A 25774-nucleotide genomic window follows, 5' to 3' on the forward strand; every position below is an offset into this window, starting at 1 on the left:
CTCATACAGCGGCATATCGAACAGTTGCCCATAGGGCGAAATACGAATGCCAACACGGCCCGCGCCAATTCGCTCAACCACCGCGTCGATGACTTCCAGGGTGAAGCGCAGACGATTTTCCAGCTGATCCGCGGCGTACTGATCGGTTCGATCATTGACCAGCGGATTCATGAACTGCTCGAACAGATAGCCATTAGCGCCATGGATTTCCACGCCATCAAAACCTGCCTCGATCGCATTTTCCGCCGCTTGGGCGAACTCACCGACGATCCGCGAAACTTCGGCCGTTGTCAGTTGGCGCGGCGCAGGTGGAGCTACCAACGCCGGCTTGCCGTCAGCGTCGTAACCGAACGCTGTCGCACCCACCGCTTGCTTCGACGTGGCGCTCACCGGCAGTTTCCCGCCTTCCTGGATCGACGGATGGGACACACGACCCACGTGCCAGAGTTGCGCAAACATCTTGCCGCCCACCGCATGAACCGAATCGGTGGTGAGGCGCCATCCAGCGATTTGTTCGGGGGTGAAGATGCCGGGATTGAAGAGGTAGCCTTGGCCTTCACGGGATATCGGCGTGCCCTCGCTGACGATCAAGCCTGCGGTGGCGCGCTGCGTGTAATACAACGCCACCCGCTCATCGGCGGCATCATGGGGTGCGCGAGAGCGGGTCAACGGCGCCATGACAATACGATTGTTGAGCGTGGTATCGCCCATGCGGAATTCTTCGAAGAGTGTCGACATTGGAGTTTCCAGAGTTGATCGAGTGAAAGGACAATCAGCTGAGCGACAGATGACTGTCTAAGCTCACGCCAAAGGTCTTATGAGTTGCAGCGATGGATTGATCCTAACGTCGGACTGTTGGCGCAACAATCCGGTCAAATCGCAAATGACTTTTGCTTTTTCAGCAACGCACGGAGGAATGATCACGCCCTGTCGGGATGGACTAAAATCGGGGATTCGACAGGAGTGATCGTCATGCGCAGTTTTTCAATTCAACGTATAGACCATGTTGTACTTAGGGTGCAGGATATTGAGCGCAGCCTCGCGTTTTACACATCAGTCCTGGGATGTGAGGTCAACAAGCGCCGTGACGACCTTTGGCATGATTCATCTGAGTGCAGGCGCATCCATGATTGACCTGGTTGATGTGAACGGGCTGATTGGTCGTCAGGGTGGTCAGCCGGCGGGCAAGCAAGGACACAACGTCGATCACGTCTGCCTTCGGGTTAAGCCGTTTGATGAACAGGCCATTCTCCGCCACTTGGCTGAGCGCGGTGTATCCGCGGAGAAGGCGCAGATGCGCTATGGCGCAGAGGGAACAGGGTTGTCCATTTACCTCAATGACCCTGATGAAAATCAAATCGAGTTGAAAGGCCCGGCTGTGCAATCTTGATGACATTCGCCAGGCCGATGAACGTGTGAACGGCGCGCCTCATCGAAACAGGAAGAACATCGGTGACCGCGTCGCCCCTGCATATCGGGCACATTCTCAGGAGATGATTGATGAGCGCTGATGACGTGCCCGTTGGGCAAGTGATACGAGGCTACGTAACCTTTCTGGGGAGTGAGGGACCGTGGATCGGAGCAAGGTTCATGAGCTTCAGCTATAGCGTCAATGGCAAGCGGTATCACAGGTCTCTCAACGAAACCATTGACGCGTGGTCAACCGAAACCCTCAAAAAAGCCTCGTACGGGTTGAAGGTCGGCGACCCGGTTTCGGTCTGGTGCTCTCTCAGCGACCCGCATGTGTGTTGCATCGGAGAACAACCCGCCGAAAAACCAGCACTGTTGCGCTTGCTTGAGTCTTTGGCACCGTTCGGTTTTTTATGAAATCGATCCACACGTTCAGGCCAAAGTCCTGTTTTGTGATTGTTTCTGAGGCATTTGCAGTAGGGTTGCACGGATCATCCGATGCCTGAATCTCGGCGGACAATGGCCGATGCAGCCAATAACCGCCATCCACGAACGGACGCTAGTATCCCTCTGCAGCAGATTGGAATCGGCCCATAGCGGCCTTGCAAGCGGCCTCACTACACTTGAAGGAATCGATCGGGCCGGCATGGGCTAAGCGCGCTGGATACCTTGTCGTCGATGATTTCCTCGCTGGCAAGACGTCCCACTATCGCCGCCAAAGTGACTCCAGGATGCATGACACACACATAGACGCCGCCCACTTTGGGTAGATAACCGATGATGGGTAGGCCATCCGCAGGCATGGGTCTAAGCCCGACACAAGCCAATTGCACATCGATGGAACCCGTCCCATGGAGTTGGTTCCGGATTGTCTTGACAGTTCGAAGCGCGATCGCTGCGGGCTGATTCTCGATGGCGTCATCCAGATAATCTTCTGCTGCCAGCAACGCCCCCTCCGCACTTTGTCGCACTTCCATCTCAGCGCTGGATATGAGGGTGTGCACGAGTCCGGGTTGAGACTTGTAACGGATGAAAATGGCAGGCGAGGCCTCTATTGGAAGAGACACCTCAAGCCTATCTGTCAAGGTCGTGATGCCTGTTCCGGCCGCAAGTACGACCACATCAGCATCGATGATACCCATTGTCGTTTCAACGCCCGTCACCGTGGCGCCCCGGGTTACAAAGCCCAGAACACGCGTCTGAGTGAGAATCTTCGCCCCATTTGCCTGGGCACCTGCGATCAACGCATGGGTCGCTGCCACTGCGTCCAGCGCCCCTTCATCAGCCGCATACACAGCAGATTGAGGAGGATTCCTGAGATTTGGTTCAAGGCCGAGAATCTGCGATCGATCTACCAGATTTGCCGAAACCTGATGACCTGAATCTGGCAGCGCTTCACTCGCCGTCGCGTTGAAAGACAAAGCACCTGTCCATCGTATGTTCAGGTCAGGTAACCGGGATTCGAGTCGACGATAGGCCTCGATTGCAGCTGCGCGCAGTTTTGCAATGGGGTCGGGTTTTCCGTGCTGGGTGTTGATCCATGCGAATGAAGTTCCAGTCACTCCCGACGCGATATCTTCAGCCTCAACCACGGTGATATTTGCGCCTTTATCAGCCAAATGATACGCCAGCGAAGCACCCACGATGCCTGCACCAATGACAACGACTCGTTTGTCCTGAGCATTTCCCATATCAACCTCCATTCTGTCGACCTGCCCATGGTACGACGGCTGGAGCATTTCACCACCTGAAAACCTGATCGTTCAGAACCCGGTTTCAGTGTCTGCACCTGGCCAGCTGCAGCCCGTCGCGACGGGCAGAAAACGGCTGTGGATTGAACCAGTCCGCAACATCTCGCCCTATGGGTCTCGCATAAACAGCTTTTGAGGTGTTTGGAAAACGGTCGGGAAGCTGAGATAAACTCCGAAACTTCAAACCAGTCCACGATAACCGAGCGCATGTCTGCTAATGGTCAATAACTATGCGGTAGCCATTGCGTCCCTGCCGGGTGTTCAAACTGTTGAAGATAGGCATTAGTGCTATCCGTTTCACGCGAACCTTCCAATGGTGCAGATGCCGCTCTGTTTTCTTCAAGCAAGAACATGCTGATATCAGCTATCCACTGAGACACCCGTCTATCACCAGCCTCAAATAAAAGATCCATGGACACCACCAACAGCCAAACCAGCGCAAATCCGCCTGACAGCCTTAGAGCCACCGTCAGGCGCGTTATCCTCTGCCGCCGGGAACGACGCATTGTTCAGCGCGCCTTTTGCGTTGAGGCTTCTGCCCCGGCGATGCGCCCAAGTACCGAACCTGATGTCAGCCCCGCCCCACCGGCGTACTTGACGTAGTAGAGGTTACCCACCAATTCACCCGCGGCGTACAGGCCGTCAATCGGTTGATCCTCTTCGTCCAGCACCTGGGCCTGGCTGTTGACCTTCAAACCACCGAAGGTGAAGGTGATGCCGCACGTCACCGCGTAAGCCACGAACGGCGGACGATCCAGCGGGTTGGCCCAGTTTGACTTGGGCAATGGCAGGCCCTGGGTTGAGCGTCCGTCGCGGACAGCGGGGTTGAATGGCACATTGAGTTGCACCGAGCGGTTGTAAGTCTCGAGGGTGTGCAGAAGAGCGGGGCCGTTGACCCCCTCCATCTGCTTGATCAACCCTTGCAGGGTGTCGGCCTGGATCCGCGTCACCTGGCGTCCGCGATACTCATCGGGGAGCAATTCGTGGCTGTGCTGGTCGAAGATCTGCCAGGCAACACCCTCCGGTTGTGCCATGACTTTGGCCCCCATGCTGGAGTAGGTGTAGTTGCGAAAATCCTGACCTTCATCGATAAAACGCTGGCCATCGGAATTGACCACCACGCCGAGATGGAAGTAGTTCTTTTGCTGGTTCAGATGGTTCAGGTCACCCATCTGCGGGGCATTGACGTCATAAAACACCGCATGGCAACCGGACCAGTTGCCGTGTGCCACGGCGCCCACGTCCAGGGCCATGCGGATACCGTCGCCAGTGTTGTAGCGTGACCCTCGGACCTTGGCCAAGTCCCATCCCGGCCCCAGGTACTTGGTGCGCCATTCCAGATTGGCATGGAAGCCACCCGTTGCGAGGACCAAGGCCCGAGCACGAAACTGCCGACCGTCCGCACAACACAGTTGCCACAAGCCGGAAGAATCGCGGCTGATGCGTTGGGTCCGACAGCCGTAGAAAACCTCCACGGCATCTTTTTCCACTCGGCGAAACAAGGCATCGACCAACCCCAGGCCGCCACCAGAAACCTCGATGGTCAGGCCGCCCCAAAAGCGGAATTTGCCATCCACCTTGAAGGCCTGACGACCATAGATAGGCATGAAGCGCACGCCCTTGCCGGTCATCCACTGCAAAGTATCCAGACTCTGCGACACTACCGTGTCCAACACTTGCGGGTCGGTGCGGTACTGGCTCATGGCGGCCAACTCACCGAAAAAATCGTCCTGGGTATAGGCGCCGAAATCGCTGCTCTGAATTTCACTCTCCAGCAGGTCCGGCATCAGGCTGCGCAAGTCTTCGACACCCCGGTAAGCCACGCGAAACGCGCCACCGGTGTGCGCCGAGTTACCGCCCCGCTGCTCTTGCGGCGCGCGTTCAAGCAAGGCCACGCGCGCCCCTTGTTCGCGGGCGGAAAGGGCTGCGCAAAGCCCGGCATTCCCGCTGCCCAGCACGATGACGTCGTAAGATTGCATATCCGCTCCTGGTCTGTGGACTTGACCATCCCATTATCAATAGAGCCGCGCAGCGGACTTAGCCTGCGCGGCGAAATAGGCTTTTCAACAAATGCGCAAGGTGATGCGCTGCATCGAGTACGCGGGAGAACTTGGTCGGGATTACAAAGAGGGGATCGCGTCGGGCAACAGCAACATGCGATCCCCGGCGAACGCCCCAACGAACACATCGCGACCGACCTGCAATGCAGTCGATGCGCCATACAACGCCCCTTCTTGGGCGCGCAACAGTTCACGACTGGTGCCGTTGCGCGGATCGATCAAGGCGACCACCGTCGCGCTGGGGCAGAACTCGTTGTGGCTGAGGAAACACCGGCGAAAGGTCTGTGCATCCGGCACGCCCGCTGTGAGTAATTGTCCATCCGTTGTCCAAGTCAGATTGTCCGGCATGAAGCCAAGGACGATCTTGCTCATGACTTTTTGCTGCTGCAAATCGTAGTGCCAGATTCCGCTGCCCGGCCACGCGGCAAACCATACTGACTGACCGTCCTGGCTGACCTGAATGCCATTCGGCGCGGGGGCCTCGCTGTCGGGCAGACGGCGCAGTCCCTCGCTGGCGTGCCAGGCAAGCAAATGTCCCGTGGCCCGGCCATCGAGCAGTTTTTCCAGGCGCGGATCGTCCTTCATTGCACTGAAGCTGAACATGGCCGTGACCACGAAGCCGCCGTCGGGTGTAGCGGCAACATCATTGAGCATCGTGCCGTCCTGGCTTTCCACGCAGCCACGCCAGACGGCCTTCCAGCTTTTGCCATCGTTTATTGGCTCGAAAAATTCCACAGCTTCTCGACCGTTGTGATTGACCACCAACAATTGCGATCGACCATCGGCACGTCTGGACAAGTGGATGCCGTGGGCACCTACAGCACCTTGCGGCGCCTCGCACGAAGGTTCTCCCCAACCCGGTGTTGCCTGCCGCTCGATGACCATATCGCTGACTGCCCGGGAGGCCAGTTCCATGACTCGCAAGCGACTTTGATGGCTGGCGGCCAGTCCCGGAGTGGTGCTCAGGAACAGGAATCCGGCATCCGGCGAAAGCTCCAGATCCTCGGGCGGCGCCATGCCGCAAATCGGCGTGTAACCGCTTTGCGCCACGCACGCGGGCACCTGTGGTTGAGCGGCGACAGCGGTGCTGATAGCCAGCGCCAAGGCAGCACTGGCCAAACGTAAATTATTCATGATCCAACCCCGGTTTTATTGTAGTTATGCGTCCATGTGCAGGGGCCCAAGCCAGCCGCAAGCCCCTCGCGCCATGGCAACGAGAGGGATGCGCCGGGGCTTAGTTGTCGAGGAAGTCGATCACCAGGCGGTTGAACGCGTCCGCGTGCTCCCACTGAGCCCAGTGGCCACATTTGCTGAACACATGCAGGCGCGCGTCCGGTAGGCCATTGAGCAGCTTCAGGCTCCAGTCAATAGGCACGAAACGGTCGTCGCGGCCCCAGGTGATCAGAGTCGGATGCTTAATGTCCGGGAGGTTGGCAGAAAAATCGCCCATCTGGAATTTGCTCAGATCAACACTCTTGATGAAGTTGTCCAGGTGCTGAGGGTTTGCCAGGATGCTCTTGTGACGCAGGCTGATGAGTTCTTCGGTCAGTGCGCTGGAGTCGTAGACAAACACGTCCAGCATCTTCTTCAGGTTTTCCAGGCTTGGGTCACGGTACACGCCAAAGAGCAACTTGATGCCTTCCATCGGTAACGGTGTGAACAGGCTGGTGCGCCCTACTCCACCCGAGCCCATCAGGATCATTTTGTCCAGGCGCTCTGGATAGTCCACGGCAAACCCCAACGCGCTACCACCGCCCATCGAGTTACCAACCAGGTGGGCCTTGTCGATGTCCAGCCCATCCATCAACGCCTTGATCGCCCGCGCGTTAATCACGAAGCGTGGCTCGGCGGTGACCAGAGGGTCCGACTTGCCGAAGCCTGGGCAGTCCATGAGGATCACCCGATAGCCGGCGTCTACGAACGCATCGACGTTGCGGTGAAAATTGGCCCAACCCGTGGCACCGGCACCTGAGCCGTGGACCATGATCACGACGGGACCTTCTCCGGCCTCGTTGTAATGCATTTTCCACTCAGGGGTCTGCACGAATTTACTGGTGTTTTCTTGGGTGAATCGACTCATGTGAATTAGTCCTTATTATGGCTGTGAGGCAGGAGCAAACACCGCGTTGAAAACTCGGGTGTGAGGAAAAGAAAGCGTCCGGGTGATGCGCACCACTTCAGTAAATCGCTGAACGCCACGAGACCGCGGTGACGCCTTCTGCATTGAGGAGAGCAACGACTGTGCCAGTCATATAAAAAGACCGCGCATTCGAATTAAGTACTTATAAAACAACAACTTGTAAGTTTGACTTGCAAGATAAGTGAAGCTCGCCTGGGCGCTGATCGATATCTCTTATTCAGAAGTTTTCAAAGATTCATAAAAATCGAGATGAAAAATATGAAGGCGTTGAAAGCGCCTTTATCGCTGTAATGGCAATACCCGCTTTACTGTTGTTATGTCAGGCAGGCGAGAACCCCAGGAGAGCGAGCCTGCGCGCGGTGATGGTGGTTCAGCCAACCGCAATGGTGAATGCTCAAGCGCTATCGCAGGCAGACCAGCTCCCATAGGTTGTGCGGCGTTAACGTTTTTTGAGCAGGTCCAGCGCGACGTCGACGATCATGTCTTCCTGACCGCCGACCATTCGCCGTTTGCCCAGTTCGACGAGGATGTCCAGGGTCTTGAGGCCGTACTTGGTAGCGGCGATTTCGGCGTGGCGAAGGAAACTCGAATAGACCCCGGCGTAACCGAGGGCCAGGGTCTCGCGATCGACCCGCACTGGCCGATCCTGCAGCGGGCGCACGATGTCGTCAGCGGCGTCCATCAGCGTGTACAGGTCGGTGCCGTGGTTCCAGCCCAGGCGTTCGGCGGCGGCAATGAAAACTTCAAGCGGCGCGTTACCGGCCCCGGCGCCCATGCCCGCGAGGCTGGCGTCGATGCGGTCGCAACCTTCCTCGACCGCGGTAATGGAGTTGGCCACACCCAGGCTCAAGTTGTGGTGAGCGTGCATGCCGGTTTCGGTTTCCGGTTTGAGCACAGCCTTGAAGGCACGGAAGCGGTCGCGGATGTCCTGCATGTTCATCGCGCCGCCCGAGTCGGCCATGTACACGCAGGTCGCGCCGTAGCTCTCCATCAGCTTGGCCTGCGCGGCTAACTGCTCGGCCGGGATCATGTGACTCATCATCAGGAAGCCGACGGTGTCCATGCCCAGCTCGCGGGCGTACTCGATGTGTTGTTTCGAGACATCCGCTTCGGTGCAATGGGTGGCGATGCGTACCACCCGGGCACCGGCGTTGTATGCGGCTTTCAGGTCATGAACCGTACCGATGCCGGGCAGCAGCAAGGTGGTGATTTTGGCGTGGCTGATCACGTCGGCGGCGGCTTCGATCCATTCCAGATCAGTGTGCGCCGCAAAGCCGTAGTTGAAGCTGGAACCTTGCAGGCCATCACCGTGGGCAACTTCGATCGAATCGACCTTGGCCTTGTCTAGAGCGCGGGCGATGTCCTGCACGTTCTGCAGCGAGTACTGATGGCGAACCGCGTGGCTGCCATCGCGCAGGGTCACGTCGGAGATGTAGATTTTTTTGCCGGGATTGAAGGTCATGTCGGTCTCCTCAGGCGTTGAGCATCGACTGCGCCATGCGCTCGGCGGTAGCCAAGGCAGCGGAGGTCATGATGTCGAGATTACCGGCGTAAGCCGGCAGGTAATGGGCTGCGCCTTCCACTTCGAGGAACACCGAGGTCTTGAGTCCGGAGAATCTGCCCAGGCCGGGAATGTTCAGCGGCGCGTCTTCGGGGATGATGTCGAACTGCACTTTCTGCTTGAGACGATAGCCCGGCACATAGGCCTGCACCGCCGCCGCCATCTCTACGATCGACGCCTCGACCAGCGCCTGATCCGCCGCTTCGGACAGCACAAACACCGTGTCGCGCATCATCAGCGGCGGCTCGGCCGGGTTCATCACGATGATCGCCTTGCCCTTGGCGGCGCCGCCGATCACTTCGATGGCTTTAGACGTGGTCTCGGTGAACTCGTCGATGTTGGCGCGGGTGCCGGGGCCGGCGGACTTGCTGGCGATCGAGGCGACGATTTCGGCGTAATGCACCTTGGCCACGCGCGATACGGCCGCGACCATCGGGATCGTCGCCTGGCCACCGCAGGTGACCATGTTGACGTTGAGCTGATCCAGATTCTGCTCCAGATTCACTACCGGTACGCAGTACGGGCCGATGGCTGCCGGGGTCAGGTCGATCAGGCGGATACCAGGTTTGCTCGAGCGCAGGAATGCGTCATTCTTGACGTGGGCACCGGCCGAGGTTGCATCGAAGACGAAGTCGATGTCCTTGAAGATGTCCATGCGGGTCAGGCCTTCAACGCCTTCATGGGTCACCGCCACGCCCAGGCGCGAGGCGCGGGCCAAGCCGTCCGAGGCCGGGTCGATGCCAACCATCACCGCCATTTCCAGATGCTTGGCGTTACGCAGGATCTTGATCATCAGGTCGGTGCCGATGTTGCCGGAACCGATGATGGCGACTTTCAATTTGTTGTTCATGATGTTGTGCAACCTCAGTCGAAACGCACTGAGCAACTGCCAATACCAGCAATGCTCACTCGCAAATTATCCCCGGCCACCACGGGCACCATCGCCGACAGCGCACCGGACAGAATCACTTCACCAGCCTTGAGGCTCATCCCCAGCCGGCCCAAGGTATTGGCCAGCCACGCCACGGCAATGGCGGGTGAGCCCATGGTCGCGGCCCCGGCGCCGGTACCGACGATCCGGCCGTTTTCTCCAGCACCATGCCGGTTGTGTACAGGTCCAACTCACGCGGGCTGACCAGGCGATCACTGAGCACAAAAACGCCGCACGAAGCGTTATCCGCCACCGTGTCCTGGATCTTGATTTTCCAGTCACGGATACGCGAATCAACGATCTCGAAACACGCCATCACCCCTTCTGTAGCCCGTAATACATCGGCGACGGTGATGCCGGGACCTGACAGATCGTGCTTGAGGACGAAGGCAATTTCGCCCTCGGCCTTGGGCTGGATCAGCCCGGCCATGGCCACGCTGGCGCCCTGGTCGACGACCATGGCATCGGTCAACTGACCGAAATCCGGCTGCCGCACGCCGAGCATGTCCATCACCGCCTGACTGGTGACCCCGATTTTCTTGCCGATGATCCGCTCACCGCCGGCAAGGCGGCGGGCGATCAGGTGTTGCTGGATCTGGTAGGCCTGCTCCAGGGTCAAGTCCGGATGGCTTTCGGTCAGCGGCGCGATGGCCTGCGCTTCGATCAGCGCATTGAATAGTTTGTCGCCCAGTTGTTGCGTGTCGACGCTTGAATGGTTCACGTAAAACTCCTGTCCTTTGATAAAAATCAGCGCTGCCGGGGGTCGGTGATGGCGTCGTAGCCCGCCTTTGCACAGTCGCAATCCTGCTCCTCACTGGCGCCGGAAACGCCGATGGCACCGACCAGGCGATCGCCCAGGTGCAGGGGCAATGCCCCGCCCATGGGCACCAGTCGTGGCCGCAGAATCAAACACTGGCGGACATGGTCGGGGGCATCCCGCAAGCGCTTGCCGACATCGGCGGTGGGCAAGGCGAAGGACACGGCGGTCAGTGCCTTGTCCTGGGCCAGGTCGATGGTGTGCAGGGGCGCCCCGGCGCTTCGACCGAAGGCCAGCAGATGCCCGCCCCCGTCCAGCACCGCGACGCTGACCCGCCAACCGTGGTTGCAGGCGTGTTGCAACGCCGTGTCCAGCGCCAGGCGGGCTGTCGCCATGCTCAGCGGATCGCTCAACCGGGTGTCGGCCAATGGAATGCCCGAGTTCATACAGAGATTTCCTTGAGAGAGGTGGCCGGCTGCGCCACGGGTTTGATCGGCTGGAGCAGATAGCAGGCCAATGCGGGCACCAGGATGAGCGCAACCAGCATGTTGCACAGGAACATGAAGGTGAGCAGCACGCCCATGTCGGCCTGGAACTTGATCGGCGAGAACACCCAGGTGACGACGCCCAGGGACAGCGTCAGCCCGGTGAAGACCACCACCCGACCGGTGAACATCAATGCCTGCCGATAGGCCATTGCCAGGCTTTCGCCACGGCGCAGCCAGAACAGCGTGACACTGAGGATGTACAGCGCGTAGTCGACGCCGATGCCTACGCCCAGCGCCACTACCGGCAAGGTCGCCACTTTCAGTCCCATGTTCAATTGCACCATCAAGGCCTCGGCCACCAAGGACGTGAGGATCAATGGCAACACGGCGCACAGCACCGCACGCCAGGAACGAAAGGCAATGAAGCACAGCAGCGACACCACCAGGTACACCCCCAGCAACATCCGCGTGTTGGCGCTTTTGACCACGATGTTGGTCGCACTTTCGATCCCGGCATTGCCAGCAGCCATCAGGAACGTGGCTTGCTCGTCGTTGTATTTTTCCGCAAAGGCGGCCGTCGCCTGGACCACCGACTCAAGCGTGTCGGCCTTGTGATCCTTGAGGTAGGCGTAGATCGACAGCAGGCTGCAAGTGCCGTTGAACAGCTCGCGCGGTGAGCGCATGGCCGCCGCGTTGATCATCGACTGGTTGGGTGGCAACTCGTCCCATTTGAAGTTGCCCTCGTTCATCCCGACGTTAATCTTGCGTGACAGCCCGGCGATGGACTTGGTGGTTTCAACGCCAGGCAATTCGCGCAGGCGCCATTCCAGTTCTTCGACCTTACGCAGGATCGAGTAATCGACGCACTTTCCGGCCGGGGTTTCGACCATGATCACGAACACGTCACTGCTGGCCTGGTAATGCTCGATGATGAAACGGTTATCCAGGTTGTAGCGCGAATCGGCGCGCAATTCCGGCGCCCCGGGGTCGAGGTCACCGACCTTCAAGTCCTTGCCCATCCACAACGCGCCCAGCGCGACAGCGACCGCCACGCCAATCGCCAGTCGCGCCGCACCTCGACCGGTGAAGCGCTCGAACAGCCGCACCAGCGATGATGCAGATTGCCCTTCAGCCAGGGTTTCATGTTTGAGGCTACGGGCCGCCGCAGCCGGTGAAACACCGGTAAACGAGAGCATGATCGGCAGCAAGGCCAGGTTGGTGAACACCAGGATGCCCACGCCCAAACTGGCGATCAGCGCCAGTTCCTGGATGACCGGCACATCGACAATGGTCAGCACCGCGAAGCCCACGACGTCCGCCAGCAATGCGGTGATGCCCGCGGCGAACAAGCGGCGAAAGGTGTAGCGGGCGGCGATCAACTTGTGAGTGCCGCGCCCGACATCCTGCATGATGCCATTCATTTTTTGCGCGCCGTGGCTCACGCCAATGGCATAGACCAGGAACGGTACCAGGATCGAATAGGGGTTGAGCTCATAGTCCAGCAGCGGCAACAGACCTAGCAGCCAGATCACGCCAATCAACGTGCAGCCTTGCACCACCAGCGTACTGCGCACGCAACGGGTGAATTGGTAGAGGATCGCACTGGTGATCAACACCGCCACCGCAAAAAACCCCAGCACCGCGTACAGGCCATCGATCAGGTCGCCCATCACTTTGGCGAAACCGATGATGTGGATGTCGACACCGCGCTGTGAGTACGTACTGCGTAGAGTTTCCAGGCTGTCCGACAGTTGTTTGTAGTCCAGGGACTGACCAGTCTTGGGGTCGATTTCCAACAGGGGCAAATAGATGATGCTCGAGCGCAGGTCACCCGCCACGAGTTGGCCCGTTTCTCCCGAACGCTCGACGTTGTCCCGCAGGCTTTCCAGGCTTTGTGCGCCACCATCAAAGCCATCCGGGACTACCGGTCCACCATCGAAACCTTCTTCAGTCACGCCCTGCCAGCGGGTCGCCGGGGTCCAGAGTGAGCGCATGAAGGCGCGGTCGACACCGTTGACCAGATACAACTCATCGTTGAGTTGGCGCAGTGTTTCCATGTAGTGGGCGTTGAAAATATCGCCCTCGTCCCGCATCGCCACCGCCACCCTTATCGCGTTGCCGGCGCCCTTGAGGTCGCGGGCATGCTCCAGGTAGTTGAGAGTGAAGGGATGATGGGCGGGAATGGTTTTCAGGTAGCTGGCATTGAGCCGTACCTGGCTGGCCGCTATCGCGAGTAGCACCGTGACAAGCAGGCAGAAGCCGACGACCAGGAAACGGTGGTTGAACAACACCCGCTCCAGGCGATTACCGGAATGTTTATCGAAATCCGCCAGGGAAGCGATAGCGGTGAAGCCATCGGAATTGCTGATAGCCATCGTAAGTAACCTTCTTCAATACCGGCCGACTCAGCGCAGAGCGCTCGGCAGGAAACGAGTGATGCCATGGGTGCCCACGGCCAGGCTGCCGCCATCGGACAGCGCCAGCAGTGCGATCAACGGGAAGCGTTCTTCGGGCAATACCGCACGGAAGCTGCGACCGTCATCACGGCTGAGCCAGCCCTGCCCCGACTCATCCGCCAACAGCAGCGAGCCGTCGCGCAATTCGGTGGCCGCCGTCAGGCTCTTGGTCGACGCCAGGTTTACAGGCTGCCAACTACTGCCCTGATCGACGGAGCGCAACACATGCCCGCGCAAACCCACGGCCAGCAGACTGTTGTTGCGCGTGGCCAAGAGGCCAAAGAAGCTGCCCTCATAAGGGCTGGCAAAACGGGTGAATCCCTGCAAGTCATTGTTCACTCGCAGCAACGCGCCCTGCTCCCCGGCCACATACACCCGCCCACCGAGGACCTGCACCGCGTTGAGGTGCAGTGAATCGCTGCCATCGAGCAATGCCAGCGCCGGCTGCCAGCTCTGTCCGGCGTTTTTCGTGCTGAATGCCAAGCCGTAAGCGCCCAGAGCCAACACCCGACCATCGCCCATGCACTGTACGGTCAGAAAAGGTTTGTCAGCGCCTTCGGCCACCAGGCGGCGCGCCTCGTCGATCCGCTCAGGATCCTGGCGCACGTGCAAAATCGACTGCGCGACTTGCACGCCATCCAGTTGCCGGGTCCAGTGCGCGCCGCCATCGCGGGTGGCGAGAATCACCCCGCGATGGCCGACTGCCCAACCATTGGCGGCATCGGCAAAGCAGATACCGGTCAGGCTGACCGAGACCGGAACGCTGGCTTGCCGCCATTGCTGGCCCTGGTCGTCGGAGTAGAGGATGGTGCCGCGCATGCCGGCCACCACCAGACGCTCACCCGCCATCGCAGCGGCGTTGAACGCAAAACGGTTGGCCAATGCCGAAACCGTGGCGGTTTGCTCCAGCGTATCGGCGACGTTTCTTGAGCCGGCGCTGGCGGTCAACACCAGTCCGGCGATCAAGCTGACGCAGAGCAGGCTCGCCAATGCACATTTATTTTTATTCACTGCATACCTCCGGTAAGACAGGCGAGCCCCTCCGGGAAGGAAGAACCCGCCACAAACATCAGCGTGCGCTCATCTTGGTCAGCGACTCCGGCGAGAAGAAGCTTTCACGTCGACGCTCGGTGATTGCGTATTGCTCATTGCCCGCGTCGCCCATTGCACAGTTGTACATCCAGGCCTTGGTCCGGTGGTCATGGAAGAAGCCGGTGCAGTAGTTCACCGTGGCCGGGATATCCGGCGCTACGAAGGGCGTCGACAGCGACGTGCGCCACAGGGTGCCTTCGGCATCCCAGCCATCGATCATCGCGTTACCCCAGTTGTCTTCGTCGTAGTAATACTTGCGCTTGGGCACGGCATGACGCTTGCCGGCCTTGAGGGTGGCCTCGACTTCCCAGACCCGATGCAGCTCCCAGCGCATGTAGTCCGGATTGACGTGACGCTGGCCCATGACTTTTTCATCGGCGTTGGCCAGCAATTGGTTGTTGTTGTACGGAATGATCATTTCTTTCTTGCCGATCAGCTTCCAGTCGAAGCGCTCAGGCGATCCGGTGCCACCGTAGTTTTCATCGACGAAATTGACGCCCGACGCCACCGAGTTGGGCGTATCGAAATTGATGCTCGGCGCACGACGCACCCGGCGCTGACCCGACAGGTATTGCCACAGGGTGCGGCCCTGCACGTAATCCGTCACGTTGTGCACCATCAACGCTTCACCCGCCCGGAAGGCCGGTGCATACGTCAGTTGAATAGCCATCATGAAGTTCGGCCCGGCGGTCTCCACCGAACCGTCCTTGTAGTAGTACGGATACTGCGCATTGTCCTCTGCGGCGGTGGCCAACACGCGCTGACCATCGGCGGTCGTCGTCCAGACCTTGTACTTGCCTTTGGTGGCGTCACCGCGCCATAGCAGCTGGTGGTTCCACTGCACTTCGATGCCGGATTTGGGCAGCGGGAACGGCACCCCTCCGTAGGCACCCTTGACGATCAGGCCGTCACCTTCGAGCGAGGCGTGCGTGGCATTTTTCAGGGTGTTGTCATACACCCACTGCGGCGCCGATGCCGTGCGGCGTGTGGGGTATACGTCGATGCGGAAGGTTTGCGGATTGTCCTTGAACAGTTGAATCACACCGGCGCCGAGTTTGTCCTGGTACTTGGCCAGGTTGGCGGCAGTGATGGTGTACAGCGGCTTGTCCTGAGCGAATGGGTCGTAGGCCCGGTGCCCCTGCTGATAACCCGCCGGCACCGTGGAGTACCCCCGGTCCACGCCGGGATACTGCCGTCGGCGTTGCCGGCACGTATGGCCCCGAGGGGAGTCAGGGTGGAATTCAATGCCTGAGCGTCTGCCGCGCTGACCGCCCCGTAGGCGCACGCCACGGACATGGACAAGGTGAAACAGGTCAACAGCTGAGCGATCTTGTTGTTGGTCATGGCCGTTACTCAGAATGTATGGGACACGCTGAAGGACAGGAAATCCCGGTCAGCATTGGTCTGTTTGAAGGTTTTGATCCCGCCGATATTGATCGGCGCCGAGGGACCGTAGTAGCCGGTGTAGGCCAGGGTGAAGGTGACCGACTTCAGGTAATCCGCCGTCAGGCCGACGTTGTAGTCTCCGCCCTTGCTCTGGCTGAACCCGCCCACCGCCGAGGAGCGGCCGTCGATGCCGTAGCTCAAACCCATCGGTACCGTCAGGTCGACACCATCGAAGACCTGGAAGTAAGTCGGCGAAAACGCAAGCCGAATCGCCGTGGCATCACGGGTGCCGTTGGGGTCGAGATTGTCCTGGTTCTTGTCGACGCTCAGCCTGCGGTTCCAGGCCAGCTCACCCAGCAGGCTGGCGGTGTCCCAGAACGTCCCGGTCGGCATGATGTAGATCATGTTGACCTGGGCATGAGCGGTACGGCCAACCGCGTACAGCGGATTGCCGTCGTTGTCGCCGTTGCCCGCCAGGTCAGTCATGGTCAGGCTGACCAACGGTGCGTTATCGCGGACAGAGGCTTCGAAACCGACGTTGATGTCGCCAAACCCACGATTGGCACTGAAGCCATAGGCACGAATGTCCTCGGGGAACACCAGCATGTATTCGCCGATCTGGTCCGCACGACTGCCCGCCCCCACCCCGGGACGCAGCTGCGTCTGGAAGTTCTTGTCGTGGTAGTTGATGGCGTACAGGCCGAAGTCGGTATCCAGGGCCTCGGAGCGGTAACGCAGTTGCACGCCCCACTGTCCGCTGTCGCGGGCTTCGATGTCATCGCCGCGATAGAACGAGGCCGCAGGTGCGCCATTCGACAAGCGCCCCACAACGATCCTTTCACCGCCTTCGTCAAGCAGGTCCGCCGGGCTGAAATAGCTGCCCGCCCCTGGAATTCGTGTACGTTCCCACTCGAACTGGTAGTAGCCACCGACGGAGACGGTCGGTGTGATCTGCAGTTGCGTGGAGAACTGCTTGACCGGGAGGCCAAGCTCCTTGAATTGTGAGTTGGGGACGGTCAGCGCGCGTACCGCATCGATCGGTTGCTGGCCTGCGGCGATACCGTTGCCGCCGTAGAACAGGCTTTCACCGTAGAGCAACGAGTGTTGGCCCAACCGCGACACGCCCCACATTTCCTCGCCCAGATCGTAGTTCGCGTAGACAAACGCATCGCGGAACTCCGCGTCCCGCCCGTGCAAGTCGCGAGTATCTTTCGTGAACCGGTCATACCGTACGCTGTAGGCGTTGGCAGTACCCGGCGAGTCGTTGTCGTTGCCCTTGTTGTACACATCGTCGTACCAGGCCGCGCCGCTGACGCGCGCGCCGATCTTCTGGTAGGAGAGGTCAAATTCCGAGAACAGGTCCAGGCGGTTGGAAATCATGCCCTTGTCGAAATTGCGGTCGCCATCGTCCAGGTTCGAGTCCGCGACCAGTTTGTCGTGCTGGTCCTTGACGCGCCAGGCGTTGGAGTATTTGACGTTGGTATCGAAGCGCACCTTCAGGTCGGAAGTTCCGGTATCGAACTCCATCGCCTGCGCGCTGGACAATACTGAACAGCCGATTAAAGCCGCAGCCAGGCGGGTCAACCGTGGACGCTGGGCAGCCGAACGGACACAACCGGATGCTCGGTTCTGATGTATGGACATTAAAAGACCTCTGCGACATTAAGCCGATTTTGTTTTATGAGTGACCGCCGAGGGAGCGGTAGCGGGTCTCGTCGGGAGGAATGCCTTCCTCCCGATCCAGCGATTCAGTCGGTGAGCGACACAGGGTCCAGGCCGAATATCATCGGTGGCAGTTGCTGCCCCAACAGATAGGCGCCGAGCATGCCCGCCGTGTCATCGGCATTCTGGGTAATGTGGTTAGACGCGGCGATCACGTCGCGCAGGATTCGCTGCAGTGGGTTGTTCAGGTAAATACCGCGGGCCGAGGTGGCCTTGAACAGCAGCATCACAGCCTCTTCGCAGTCGCGACCGACCCGGGCGATGTCGAGCATGTAGTGCACTCGGTCGAAGGCCGGCACCAGTTCACGGCGCTCGACGTATTCGCTGCTCTCGGCCAGCATTTGCAAGAGCCGCGCACGGGCCGAGCGCACCCGGACCACCGCATTGCCCAGCCGATCCTTGACGTACGGGCTCAATGCCGCCCCTGCGCCGTCGGTGGTGTTGGTGCGCACACTCATCTGCCGGATGTACTCATCGATCCCGCCCTGGGCCATGCCCACGAGCAGGGCCGAAACGGCGCCGAAGAAGATCTGGTTGAAGGGGTACAGGTAGTTCGCCGGACGCTCGCTATAGGTGTACTGGATCAGGCTGTGTGCGCGGTGATACGGCACGAAGGCATGCTTGATCACCAGGCTCTTGCTACCGGTACCGGCCAGGCCGAAGGTATGCCAATCGTCTTCAATGACCCACGCCGAGCTCGGCACCAGCATCGACAGGCGATCGATCACCTGACCGCCGGCATCACGCCGCAGGCCACCGAGAAACGCCCATTTGCCGTGATCGCAACCGCTGGAGGTTTTCCACGTGCCGCTGATGTTGTAGCCACCCTCGACCTCTTCTACCTTGCCGAATGGCGGGTAGGACGAGGCAGTGATGACCGCGTTGTCGTCACCCCAGACATCCATGCAAGCCTGCTCTGGCAACGAACCGTATTCCCACTGGTGGATACCCAGGATCATCATGTTCCAGGCGCTGCTGCAGCAGCCGCGACCCAATTCCATCAGGACCTTGTAGAACACCGCGGGCGCCATCTCCCAGCCGCCATATTGCTTTGGCTGCAGGATCTTGAAGAAACCGGCGTCGACAAACGCCTCGATGGTCTGACTGGACACCATCCGGTTCTTTTCCACTGACTCGGCTTTTTCCATCAGCATCGGAATCAATCCCCGCGCGCGCTCCAGCAATTGCGCTTCGCTTGGGGTCGCCTGGATATCCACGGTCTCGGTTGGCTTGACGAAGTTGTTCATAGGTCTGTGATCTCTTGTTTATTGTTTTGTCTGCATGTCGCAAGCCGTCAGGGCTTCACTTGAGCGCAGCGAACCTGCTGTTGAAGTACACCAGGGGGCCGTCCTGCTCTTGCAAGCCCCGGACGCCGACCACCTCGCCGATAAACATGTCGTGGGTGCTGGCCGGAATCACTTGCTCCAGGCGGCACTCGAAACTCACCAAGGCGTCTTCGAGCAACGGCACTCCGGTGACCCCCGACTCCCAGCAACCCTGAGCAAAGCGCTCCTCGCCGCTGACCCCTTCGACCATTCCGGCAAAGCGCTTGGCAATGAACTCCTGGTCATGGGCCAGCACGTTGATGCTGAAAGCGCCGGCGCGCTGAATCACTTCATGGGCCCGAACATTGCGGTTCACGCAGATCAGCAACCGCGGCGGGTCGGCGGTGATCGAACACACCGCCGTCGCCGTCAGCCCGGCTCTCTCGTTGTCACTGCCGCTGGCGATCACCACACAGGCACCGGCCAGATGGCGCATGCCCTTACAGAAATCAGCGGTGGCTACCGTCGGCGCAATCACTGCTGGCGTACTACTTGATTGAATGGCGTTTAACATCTGGAAAACCTCACTGTGTCGCAGGCATGGGTGGCCCACAGACGTGATTGCTGCGTGACCAGGCCGGCAGCCCGCCGCGGATCAGAGAACGAAGTTGCGTTTGTGACCCCAGTCGCTCATTTTGTTGAACGCCTTCACTTCCCAATGTTGATCGTCAATGACGACGCCACCCCAACCCATTTCAAAGTTGAAACCCGAAGGGGTCTGGGCATAGAAAGAAAAGGTTTTGTCGTTCGGGTGATGACCGAGTTCGAGAATGATCGGGATGCCCGCCTTGATGCAGCGGTCGTAGGCCAGGCCGACGTCGTCCATGTTCTGCACCTGGACCATGAAGTGGTTGAGCACCTTGGGGCTGGGCGCCTGGGCGGTGGCGATGGAATGGTGGCGGCCCGTGGCGGTGTGGAAGAACGTAGCGTCCACCACGATGCCCGGTTGCACTTCCTCGCGGATGTAATCACTGACTCGCAGCTTCAAGACATCCTTGTAGAAGTTCACGGTTTGCGGCCCGTTCTTGGCAAACGGCAGGAGGTGGCCGATGCCCAGGTCGCCGGTGACGAAACCGCCTTTGAGCACTTTGGAACGAAACGCGTCGTTCAGGCCTGCTTCGCTGTGGCCAAAGAAAAATTCGTGAGTAAAACCGTTCGGGTCCTGGATGCTGTATGCCTTCTCGACCATGCGCCGCTGCAACATCTCCCTGGACAGCACTTCGACCGGAATATCTTTTTCACGCAGTTCGCCGACATAACTCTCAAGCTCCTGCTCGCTGCGAAATTGCCAGCCTGCCACCAGGATGTCGTCGACCGGATTGCTCTCCAGGAAGAATCGCTGGGCGTATTCATCCATGCGCAATGTCAGGCCCTGCTCGTCGCGTTTGGCCACCTGCATGCCGATAATGTCAGTAGCCAGCCACTGCCACTTATCCAGGTCGCTTACACCAAATCCTGCGTAGGCCAACGAGTGAATTTCTGCCACTTGCCTGCACCTCATCTTGTTTTTGTTGTTCTGTTCTTTCTGGTGACGCTTTGAAGAACAGCTGTTGAAGGGACAAGAGCAAGCGCTGTGCCAGCATTGAATATCAGAAAAAGTAAATATTTATTCTTTATTAATCAACGATATACAGCCGACCAGTGATGACTGTCCGTGCGCAATCAGTGTTTTCACCAAAGCAGGTGGATTTATGAAAATTCGAAAATTCCGAATTTCATTCAAGGATTTTCGTCAATCCCGGGCAGAGGAAATTAAATCGACTGCAGTGCAGTGAATGGATAGCGCACCCAAGGCAGCTTGTGTTTCAGTGCGCTCAGCCAGTGAGTGCGCTCATGACATTTCTGGCACGCGTCTGGCATCGGATATCGCTACTTGCCTTCTATAACAAAAACACAGGCTCATTTGATGACTACTCCTCCAATCGATAGCGAAGCGCGTTCGCGGCAGTCGCGTAATCGCAATGGCATCAACATCATTACCGACCTGCGCTTCCCGGACATGCAGGACCTGGTCGACCGGCTGTACTTCAATCCCAAGGAGGGACTGATCTGGCTGGGCGATAAACGCATGATGCTGATGCATGTCGAGGCGTTCGGGGCCTTGCGTCAGGAGCTGCTGGAAAGCAACGGCGTGGAGTTCACCCGCGGCCTGTTGACACGGGTCGGCTACCTGACGGGCCAGCGCGATGCCGACCTGGCCATCCAGGCCCGCGGCACGGGTAATGAATTGGACATCGCGGCGGCTGGGGGCCAGTTGCACGCCTTGTCCGGCATCGTCGAAGTCGCACCGGTGTGCATTGAGTTCGATCACGCCAAGGGCTTCAAATACGGCGAGTTCACCTGGAAACGCTCGGTCGAAAGTGACGTGCATATCGCCGCCAACGGGGTCAGCACAGACCCTATTTGCTGGATGGAGGTGGGCTACAGTTCGGGGTTCATGAGCCGCCTGATGGGTCGTCGCCTGCTGGCCAGGGAGACCCAGTGCCAGGGCTGCGGACATGATCTGTGCCGGGTGATCGTCAAGCCGGTCGAGGACTGGGACAACACCGAAGACGACCTCAAATACTTCCAGCCACGGGTAACCGACCATCGTCGGACACAACCGGCCAAGCCGGTTAACAACCCCGCCGTCAAGGCGGCCTCCTCGCCTTTCGGGCTGGAGGAGAGCCAACCCTCGGTGACCGAGCTCGGGCGCCCGGTGGGCAGTTCCGCCGCCTACCACATTGCCATGCATAAAGTCCTGCGCGTAGCAGGCACCAATGCCACTGTGCTGCTGCTGGGTGAGAGCGGAGTCGGTAAAACAATGTTCGCCCACGAGTTGCACTCCAACAGCCTGCGGGCAAACACGCCGTTTATTGAAATCAACTGTGCGGCCATCCCCGAGCAACTGATCGAGTCAGAACTGTTCGGCGTGCAGCGCGGTGCCTATTCCGGTGCAACTGACCCGCGTCCGGGGCGTTTTGAAATTGCCCATGGCGGAACGATCTTCCTCGACGAGGTGGCCACCCTGAGCATGACCGCCCAAGGCAAACTGCTGCGCGTGCTGCAAAGCGGTGACCTGGAACGACTGGGCAGCAATAAAACCATCAAGGTCGACGTGCGGGTCATCGCCGCGACCAACGAAGACCTCGCCAAGGCGGTCAAGGCCGGGCGTTTTCGCAGTGACTTGTTCTATCGGCTCAACGTGTTTCCGATCACCATCGCCCCCTGCGCGAACGCAAGGACGACTTGCCCTTATTGCTCGACACGGTAATGCGCAAATTGTGTGCCTTGCACGGTCGTCACTTGACCGGTGTGGCGCCCAGAGCCTTGCAAGTCATTCTGGATTACCACTGGCCCGGTAATATTCGCGAGTTCGAGAATGTCATCGAGCGGGCCATCATCCTCTCCGACGACGGTGACATGCTTGATCTTCGGCATCTCTCGGGACTCGATGCCCTGGGCGGGCAGCTCGAACGTATCGGTACCGTTAGCTGGGACAGCGGCCCGGCCATCGGCATTCGCATGCCCGACGTCGACGCACCCAGCGTGGGGTTGGCGCAACAGGACCATGCAAGCCATGACCAGCTGCTCGCGGTCGCACAACGCACGCTGCAGCGTGGGCCGGTACGCCTGAGTCAGATCGAGGAGGTGTATATCGAAGTGGCAATGCAGCTGAGCGAAAACAACATCTCGCGCGCGGCCACGCTGTTAGGACTGAGTCGTGCACAACTGGATTATCGACTGAAAAAAATGTCGGTGGACGAGTCCGGCGCCCAGTAAAAGACGCAATGACTGGACCCGGCAAATGGCGGGTTTCAAGAGAGGCCGGGATCGCCTCAGCGGCGAGTCCCGGTGGAATCTGGCAATCAGTCGAAAGCGACGGCCGAGTTAATGCTGGTGCAAAAGCGCGCGATGCTGGCCATGGAGTTCTCATGCTCCTGCGCCGACGGCGATGCGCAACAGTCCTCCAACACCACCACATCAAAATCACGGTCATGGGCGTCGCGTACCGTGGCCTGGACCACCGCTTGCGTACTGACCCCGCTGCAGTAGATGCGCTCGATACCTTCACGGCGCAACAGCACTTCAAGGGAAGTGCCATAGAAGGGTGAAACCCGGTGCTTGACGATGTTCCACTCGTCAGCCGAGGGTGCCAGCTCGTCATGGACCGCGCCGCCCCAGGCGTCCTTTTTCAAAATGCCATTCTTTGCGATGGCGCCGAACACCTGGGACGCGGGATTGGCTTCGCGATGGTCATCGGAAAACGCTACCCGTATATACGCTACCGCAATGCCTTCGCTGCGTGCCTTGGCAATGGCCGCTGCGGTGCGGGCGATCACTTCGCGGCTGCGCACCTGCTCGCCCAGCGGGCCTTTACCACTGGCGCCGTCGGGGTGAACCAGATCGTTTTGCATGTCCAGAACCAGATAAATACTTTTCATCGTGCTTTTCCCTTGGTTTTAATCAGTCGCACCACAGTGCACCGTTGATATCGAGGATTTTCCCGCTGATAAATCCTGCTTTGTCCGACAGCATGAAGCTGACGGCGAACGCCACTTCTTCGGCGCGGCCCATACGCCCCAACGGGATCAGTGCGCGCAGATTGTCTGGAAAGGATGTGGTCATTTCAGTGGCGATCGGGCCTGGGGCCACCGCGTTGACCCGAACCCCGGCACTCGCCAGTTCCTTGGCCAGGAACAGGGTCATGGTGTGCACCGCCGATTTGGACATGCCATAAGCGACGCCACCGGCCCGCGCCTGTTCATTTGCATCCAGCCACGGTCGCGCATTGCCACCGTTCTTGCCGACCACCGAACCGATATTGACGATGCTGCCCTGCTTGCGCTCGGCCATCAGTTGGCCGATCAGCTGACAAGGAATGAGCGTGCCCTGTACATTGACCCGCATTACCCGCTCGAACTCGGAGACCTTGAGCTCCAGCGCGCTACCCGTGGACAGGACCCCCGCGACATTGACCAACGCGGTGATAGGCCCAAGGTCATCTTCGATCTGCTCGACCACATCGCGCACGGCGATGCGCGAAGCCACGTCGCACGAATAGAAACGCATGTTCGGGCCCAGCACCCGAGGCTCGGCCAAGTCCAGTGCTGCGACCTGATAACCTTCACTGCTCAGCAGCTTGCATACGGCACTGCCAATGGCCCCGCCGGCACCGGTCACCACGGCAATTTTCATTGAGCACCCCGCTGCTGCATCGCGGCCTGGCCCGCCAAGCGGCCGAACACCAAGCCTTTGAGGACTGAAGTGCCGCCTGCGTAGTTGCCAAAATACAAGCCCACGGTTTCGCCGGCAGCGTAGAGGTTGCCGATCGGCTGGCCGTCGGCGTTGATCACCTGGGCGCGCTCATCCACTTTGAGACCACCAAAGGTGAACACGTTGGCGGAAATAATCGGGTAGGCGAAGAACGGGCCGGCATCCAACGGCAGTGCCCAGTTGCTTTTCGGCGGCACCAGGCCAGCGGTGGCCACGCCATCGAGCTGCAGGGGTTTGTAGTCCCCGGGCACGCAGGCGGCGTTGAAGCGGCTCACGGTGTCTTGCAATGTGCTTGGGCAAACACCCAGTCTGGCGCCCAGTTCGGCCAGGGTAGCCCCTTCGATCGCGGCCTGATCGGTGCGGATCGCCAGGCGGTAGTTAGGGACGTCCTTGACCTTCTGATCGAGAATGACCCAGGCAATGCCTTCATCCTGTTGATAGATCTGGCGCGTGACCCGTTCGTACCAGGCATCCACGGTACCCGGTGCTTCGTCGGTGAAGCGCAACCCCTGTTTGTTGATCAGGATGCCGTAGGGGAAAACGAAAATCGACGGCTCGGAAATGCCCGAACGCGGGTCCACGGGTTCGGCGTGATAACTGCCGTAATCGCCACTGGCCGCAGCGCCGACGTCCAGCGCCATCTGGATACCTTCACCGCGGTTGTAATAGGCACCCTTGCACACCGGGCGCAGATACACCGAACGCGGCCCAAGGTAGCGGCTGAGCATTTCGGTATTGCCTTCAAAGCCACCGCTGGCCAGTACCACCGCACCACGAAAAACCAGATCGCCCTGCTGGCGAGAAAGGGCGCGAATGCCCAGGACCCTGGCATAACCTTCGGTCAATAGTTCACGCCCGGAGGTTTCATAGAAAAACTCCGCGCCCAGGGCCTCGGCTTTTGCCGCCAGGGCTTCGACGATCGCCTCGCCGCCGCCGACCGGTAACAGCCGTGGCTGGGTGCTGGTCAAGAATTGGGTTGGCAGGAAATCAAACTTTACGCCGTGGCTCTTGAGCCATTCAATGGTGCCTGGCACCTGTTCGGCAAAAGTGCCGATCACACTGGCATCAACGGAACCCAGTGCGCGGGTTTGTGCCGACCAGTCAGCGCGGTCGGCGAGGGTTTCGGCGACAAAATCCGGGTCCTGGTAATACCCGGAATGCTCGGCCAGGAATACGTCGAAATCGTCGGTCACCTCGGTATGGCTCTTCATTCGCAGATAAGCCTCAGTGAAACGGCTTTGCCCGCCCCGCTCTTCACGACTTGCCCGTTCCAGGACGGCCACGCGCAGGCCCCGTTCGGCGCCCGCCACCGCTGCCGATAAGCCGGCAACACCGCAGCCCACCACAATCAGATCGAAGTTTAATTCAGCCATGGGTAGTTCCTCTCTTGGTGGCTGGTACTATAGAAATCGCTGCCCCTGGGTTCGAGCCTGACGCGG

Annotated in this window: 22 protein-coding genes and 2 pseudogenes; 4 read left to right on the plus strand and 20 right to left on the minus strand. The window is 59.4% G+C overall.

Annotation, left to right across the window (positions count from 1 at the left end):
• Positions 1–738: alkene reductase (locus JFT80_RS14050; RefSeq protein WP_201148255.1), on the minus strand; the 738-nt coding region annotated here is incomplete at its 3' end.
• A 234-nt stretch (positions 739–972) separates the two neighbouring features.
• On the opposite strand from JFT80_RS14050, the pseudogene JFT80_RS14055 reads away from it, so the two are divergent.
• Both JFT80_RS14055 and JFT80_RS14060 read left to right on the plus strand, forming a co-directional pair.
• Positions 973–1390: pseudogene (locus tag JFT80_RS14055) on the plus strand (VOC family protein).
• Between the two features lie 110 nt (positions 1391–1500).
• Positions 1501–1827, plus strand: a complete 327-nt coding sequence (locus tag JFT80_RS14060; RefSeq protein WP_201148256.1) for a hypothetical protein — start codon at positions 1501–1503, stop codon at positions 1825–1827.
• Positions 1828–2027: 200 nt separating this feature from the next.
• Here the strand turns inward: JFT80_RS14060 and JFT80_RS14065 are convergent, their stop codons facing one another.
• From JFT80_RS14065 to JFT80_RS14140, 16 genes and pseudogenes are all read right to left on the minus strand, one after another.
• Positions 2028–3113, minus strand: coding sequence for an NAD(P)/FAD-dependent oxidoreductase (locus JFT80_RS14065; RefSeq protein WP_374091357.1), 1086 nt, complete (start codon positions 3111–3113; stop codon positions 2028–2030).
• 269 nt (positions 3114–3382) lie between these two features.
• Positions 3383–3574 (minus strand): hypothetical protein, encoded by a 192-nt coding sequence (locus JFT80_RS14070; RefSeq protein WP_201148257.1) that lies wholly within the window; start codon positions 3572–3574, stop codon positions 3383–3385.
• Positions 3575–3670: 96 nt separating this feature from the next.
• The gene (gene tcuA, locus JFT80_RS14075) at positions 3671–5140 is read right to left on the minus strand and encodes an FAD-dependent tricarballylate dehydrogenase TcuA (RefSeq protein WP_201148258.1); all 1470 of its coding nucleotides are present in this window, start codon (positions 5138–5140) and stop codon (positions 3671–3673) included.
• A gap of 141 nt (positions 5141–5281) precedes the next feature.
• Positions 5282–6355, minus strand: a complete 1074-nt coding sequence (locus JFT80_RS14080; protein ID WP_201148259.1) for an SMP-30/gluconolactonase/LRE family protein — start codon at positions 6353–6355, stop codon at positions 5282–5284.
• A gap of 100 nt (positions 6356–6455) precedes the next feature.
• Complete coding sequence (locus JFT80_RS14085) at positions 6456–7301, minus strand: alpha/beta fold hydrolase (protein WP_201148260.1); 846 nt, start codon at positions 7299–7301, stop codon at positions 6456–6458.
• A 499-nt stretch (positions 7302–7800) separates the two neighbouring features.
• Complete coding sequence (gene dmpG / locus JFT80_RS14090; protein WP_201148261.1) at positions 7801–8823, minus strand: 4-hydroxy-2-oxovalerate aldolase; 1023 nt, start codon at positions 8821–8823, stop codon at positions 7801–7803.
• 10 nt (positions 8824–8833) lie between these two features.
• A complete protein-coding gene (locus JFT80_RS14095; protein WP_201148262.1) occupies positions 8834–9772 on the minus strand; it encodes an acetaldehyde dehydrogenase (acetylating) in 939 nt (312 codons plus the stop codon).
• A gap of 14 nt (positions 9773–9786) precedes the next feature.
• Positions 9787–10574: pseudogene (gene dmpE / locus JFT80_RS14100) on the minus strand (2-oxopent-4-enoate hydratase).
• A 26-nt stretch (positions 10575–10600) separates the two neighbouring features.
• Entirely contained in the window at positions 10601–11056 is a 456-nt protein-coding gene (locus JFT80_RS14105; protein ID WP_201148263.1) for a heme-binding protein, read from the minus strand.
• Positions 11053–13473, minus strand: a complete 2421-nt coding sequence (locus JFT80_RS14110) for an RND family transporter (protein WP_201148264.1) — start codon at positions 13471–13473, stop codon at positions 11053–11055. Before JFT80_RS14110 ends, JFT80_RS14105 begins: the two co-directional genes overlap by 4 nt.
• 30 nt (positions 13474–13503) lie before the next feature.
• On the minus strand, positions 13504–14565 hold the full coding sequence (locus JFT80_RS14115; RefSeq protein WP_201148265.1) for a YCF48-related protein: 1062 nt from the start codon (positions 14563–14565) through the stop codon (positions 13504–13506).
• Between the two features lie 58 nt (positions 14566–14623).
• Positions 14624–15826 (minus strand): DUF1329 domain-containing protein, encoded by a 1203-nt coding sequence (locus JFT80_RS14120; protein WP_307833094.1) that lies wholly within the window; start codon positions 15824–15826, stop codon positions 14624–14626.
• A 173-nt stretch (positions 15827–15999) separates the two neighbouring features.
• Positions 16000–17676 carry a DUF1302 domain-containing protein gene (locus JFT80_RS14125; protein ID WP_201148266.1) on the minus strand — a complete coding sequence of 559 codons (1677 nt, stop codon included), beginning with the start codon at positions 17674–17676 and terminating at the stop codon, positions 16000–16002.
• A 104-nt stretch (positions 17677–17780) separates the two neighbouring features.
• The gene (locus tag JFT80_RS14130) at positions 17781–19001 is read right to left on the minus strand and encodes an acyl-CoA dehydrogenase family protein (protein WP_201148267.1); all 1221 of its coding nucleotides are present in this window, start codon (positions 18999–19001) and stop codon (positions 17781–17783) included.
• Positions 19002–19056: 55 nt separating this feature from the next.
• A complete protein-coding gene (locus tag JFT80_RS14135; protein WP_201148268.1) occupies positions 19057–19593 on the minus strand; it encodes a flavin reductase family protein in 537 nt (178 codons plus the stop codon).
• Positions 19594–19674: 81 nt separating this feature from the next.
• On the minus strand, positions 19675–20565 hold the full coding sequence (locus JFT80_RS14140) for a VOC family protein (protein WP_201148269.1): 891 nt from the start codon (positions 20563–20565) through the stop codon (positions 19675–19677).
• Positions 20566–20985: 420 nt separating this feature from the next.
• Between JFT80_RS14140 and JFT80_RS14145 the strand changes: the two genes are divergently transcribed.
• Together JFT80_RS14145 and JFT80_RS24320 are read left to right on the plus strand one after the other, a co-directional pair.
• Positions 20986–22332, plus strand: coding sequence for a sigma-54-dependent Fis family transcriptional regulator (locus JFT80_RS14145; RefSeq protein WP_242482933.1), 1347 nt, complete (start codon positions 20986–20988; stop codon positions 22330–22332).
• A complete protein-coding gene (locus JFT80_RS24320; protein ID WP_242482934.1) occupies positions 22332–22841 on the plus strand; it encodes a helix-turn-helix domain-containing protein in 510 nt (169 codons plus the stop codon). Before JFT80_RS14145 ends, JFT80_RS24320 begins: the two co-directional genes overlap by 1 nt.
• A gap of 86 nt (positions 22842–22927) precedes the next feature.
• On the opposite strand, the gene JFT80_RS14150 is transcribed toward JFT80_RS24320, so the two are convergent.
• From JFT80_RS14150 to JFT80_RS14160, 3 genes are read right to left on the minus strand one after another with little or no spacing between them, the layout of a single operon-like run.
• Positions 22928–23503 carry a cysteine hydrolase family protein gene (locus tag JFT80_RS14150; RefSeq protein WP_201148270.1) on the minus strand — a complete coding sequence of 192 codons (576 nt, stop codon included), beginning with the start codon at positions 23501–23503 and terminating at the stop codon, positions 22928–22930.
• A gap of 22 nt (positions 23504–23525) precedes the next feature.
• Positions 23526–24257 carry an SDR family NAD(P)-dependent oxidoreductase gene (locus JFT80_RS14155; protein WP_201148271.1) on the minus strand — a complete coding sequence of 244 codons (732 nt, stop codon included), beginning with the start codon at positions 24255–24257 and terminating at the stop codon, positions 23526–23528.
• A complete protein-coding gene (locus tag JFT80_RS14160; protein ID WP_201148272.1) occupies positions 24254–25708 on the minus strand; it encodes an FAD-dependent oxidoreductase in 1455 nt (484 codons plus the stop codon). Before JFT80_RS14160 ends, JFT80_RS14155 begins: the two co-directional genes overlap by 4 nt.
• Between the last annotated feature and the right edge of the window lie 66 nt (positions 25709–25774).

Origin of the sequence: Pseudomonas sp. TH10 (assembly GCF_016651255.1) — a bacterium.
Classification (GTDB): Bacteria; Pseudomonadota; Gammaproteobacteria; order Pseudomonadales; family Pseudomonadaceae; genus Aquipseudomonas.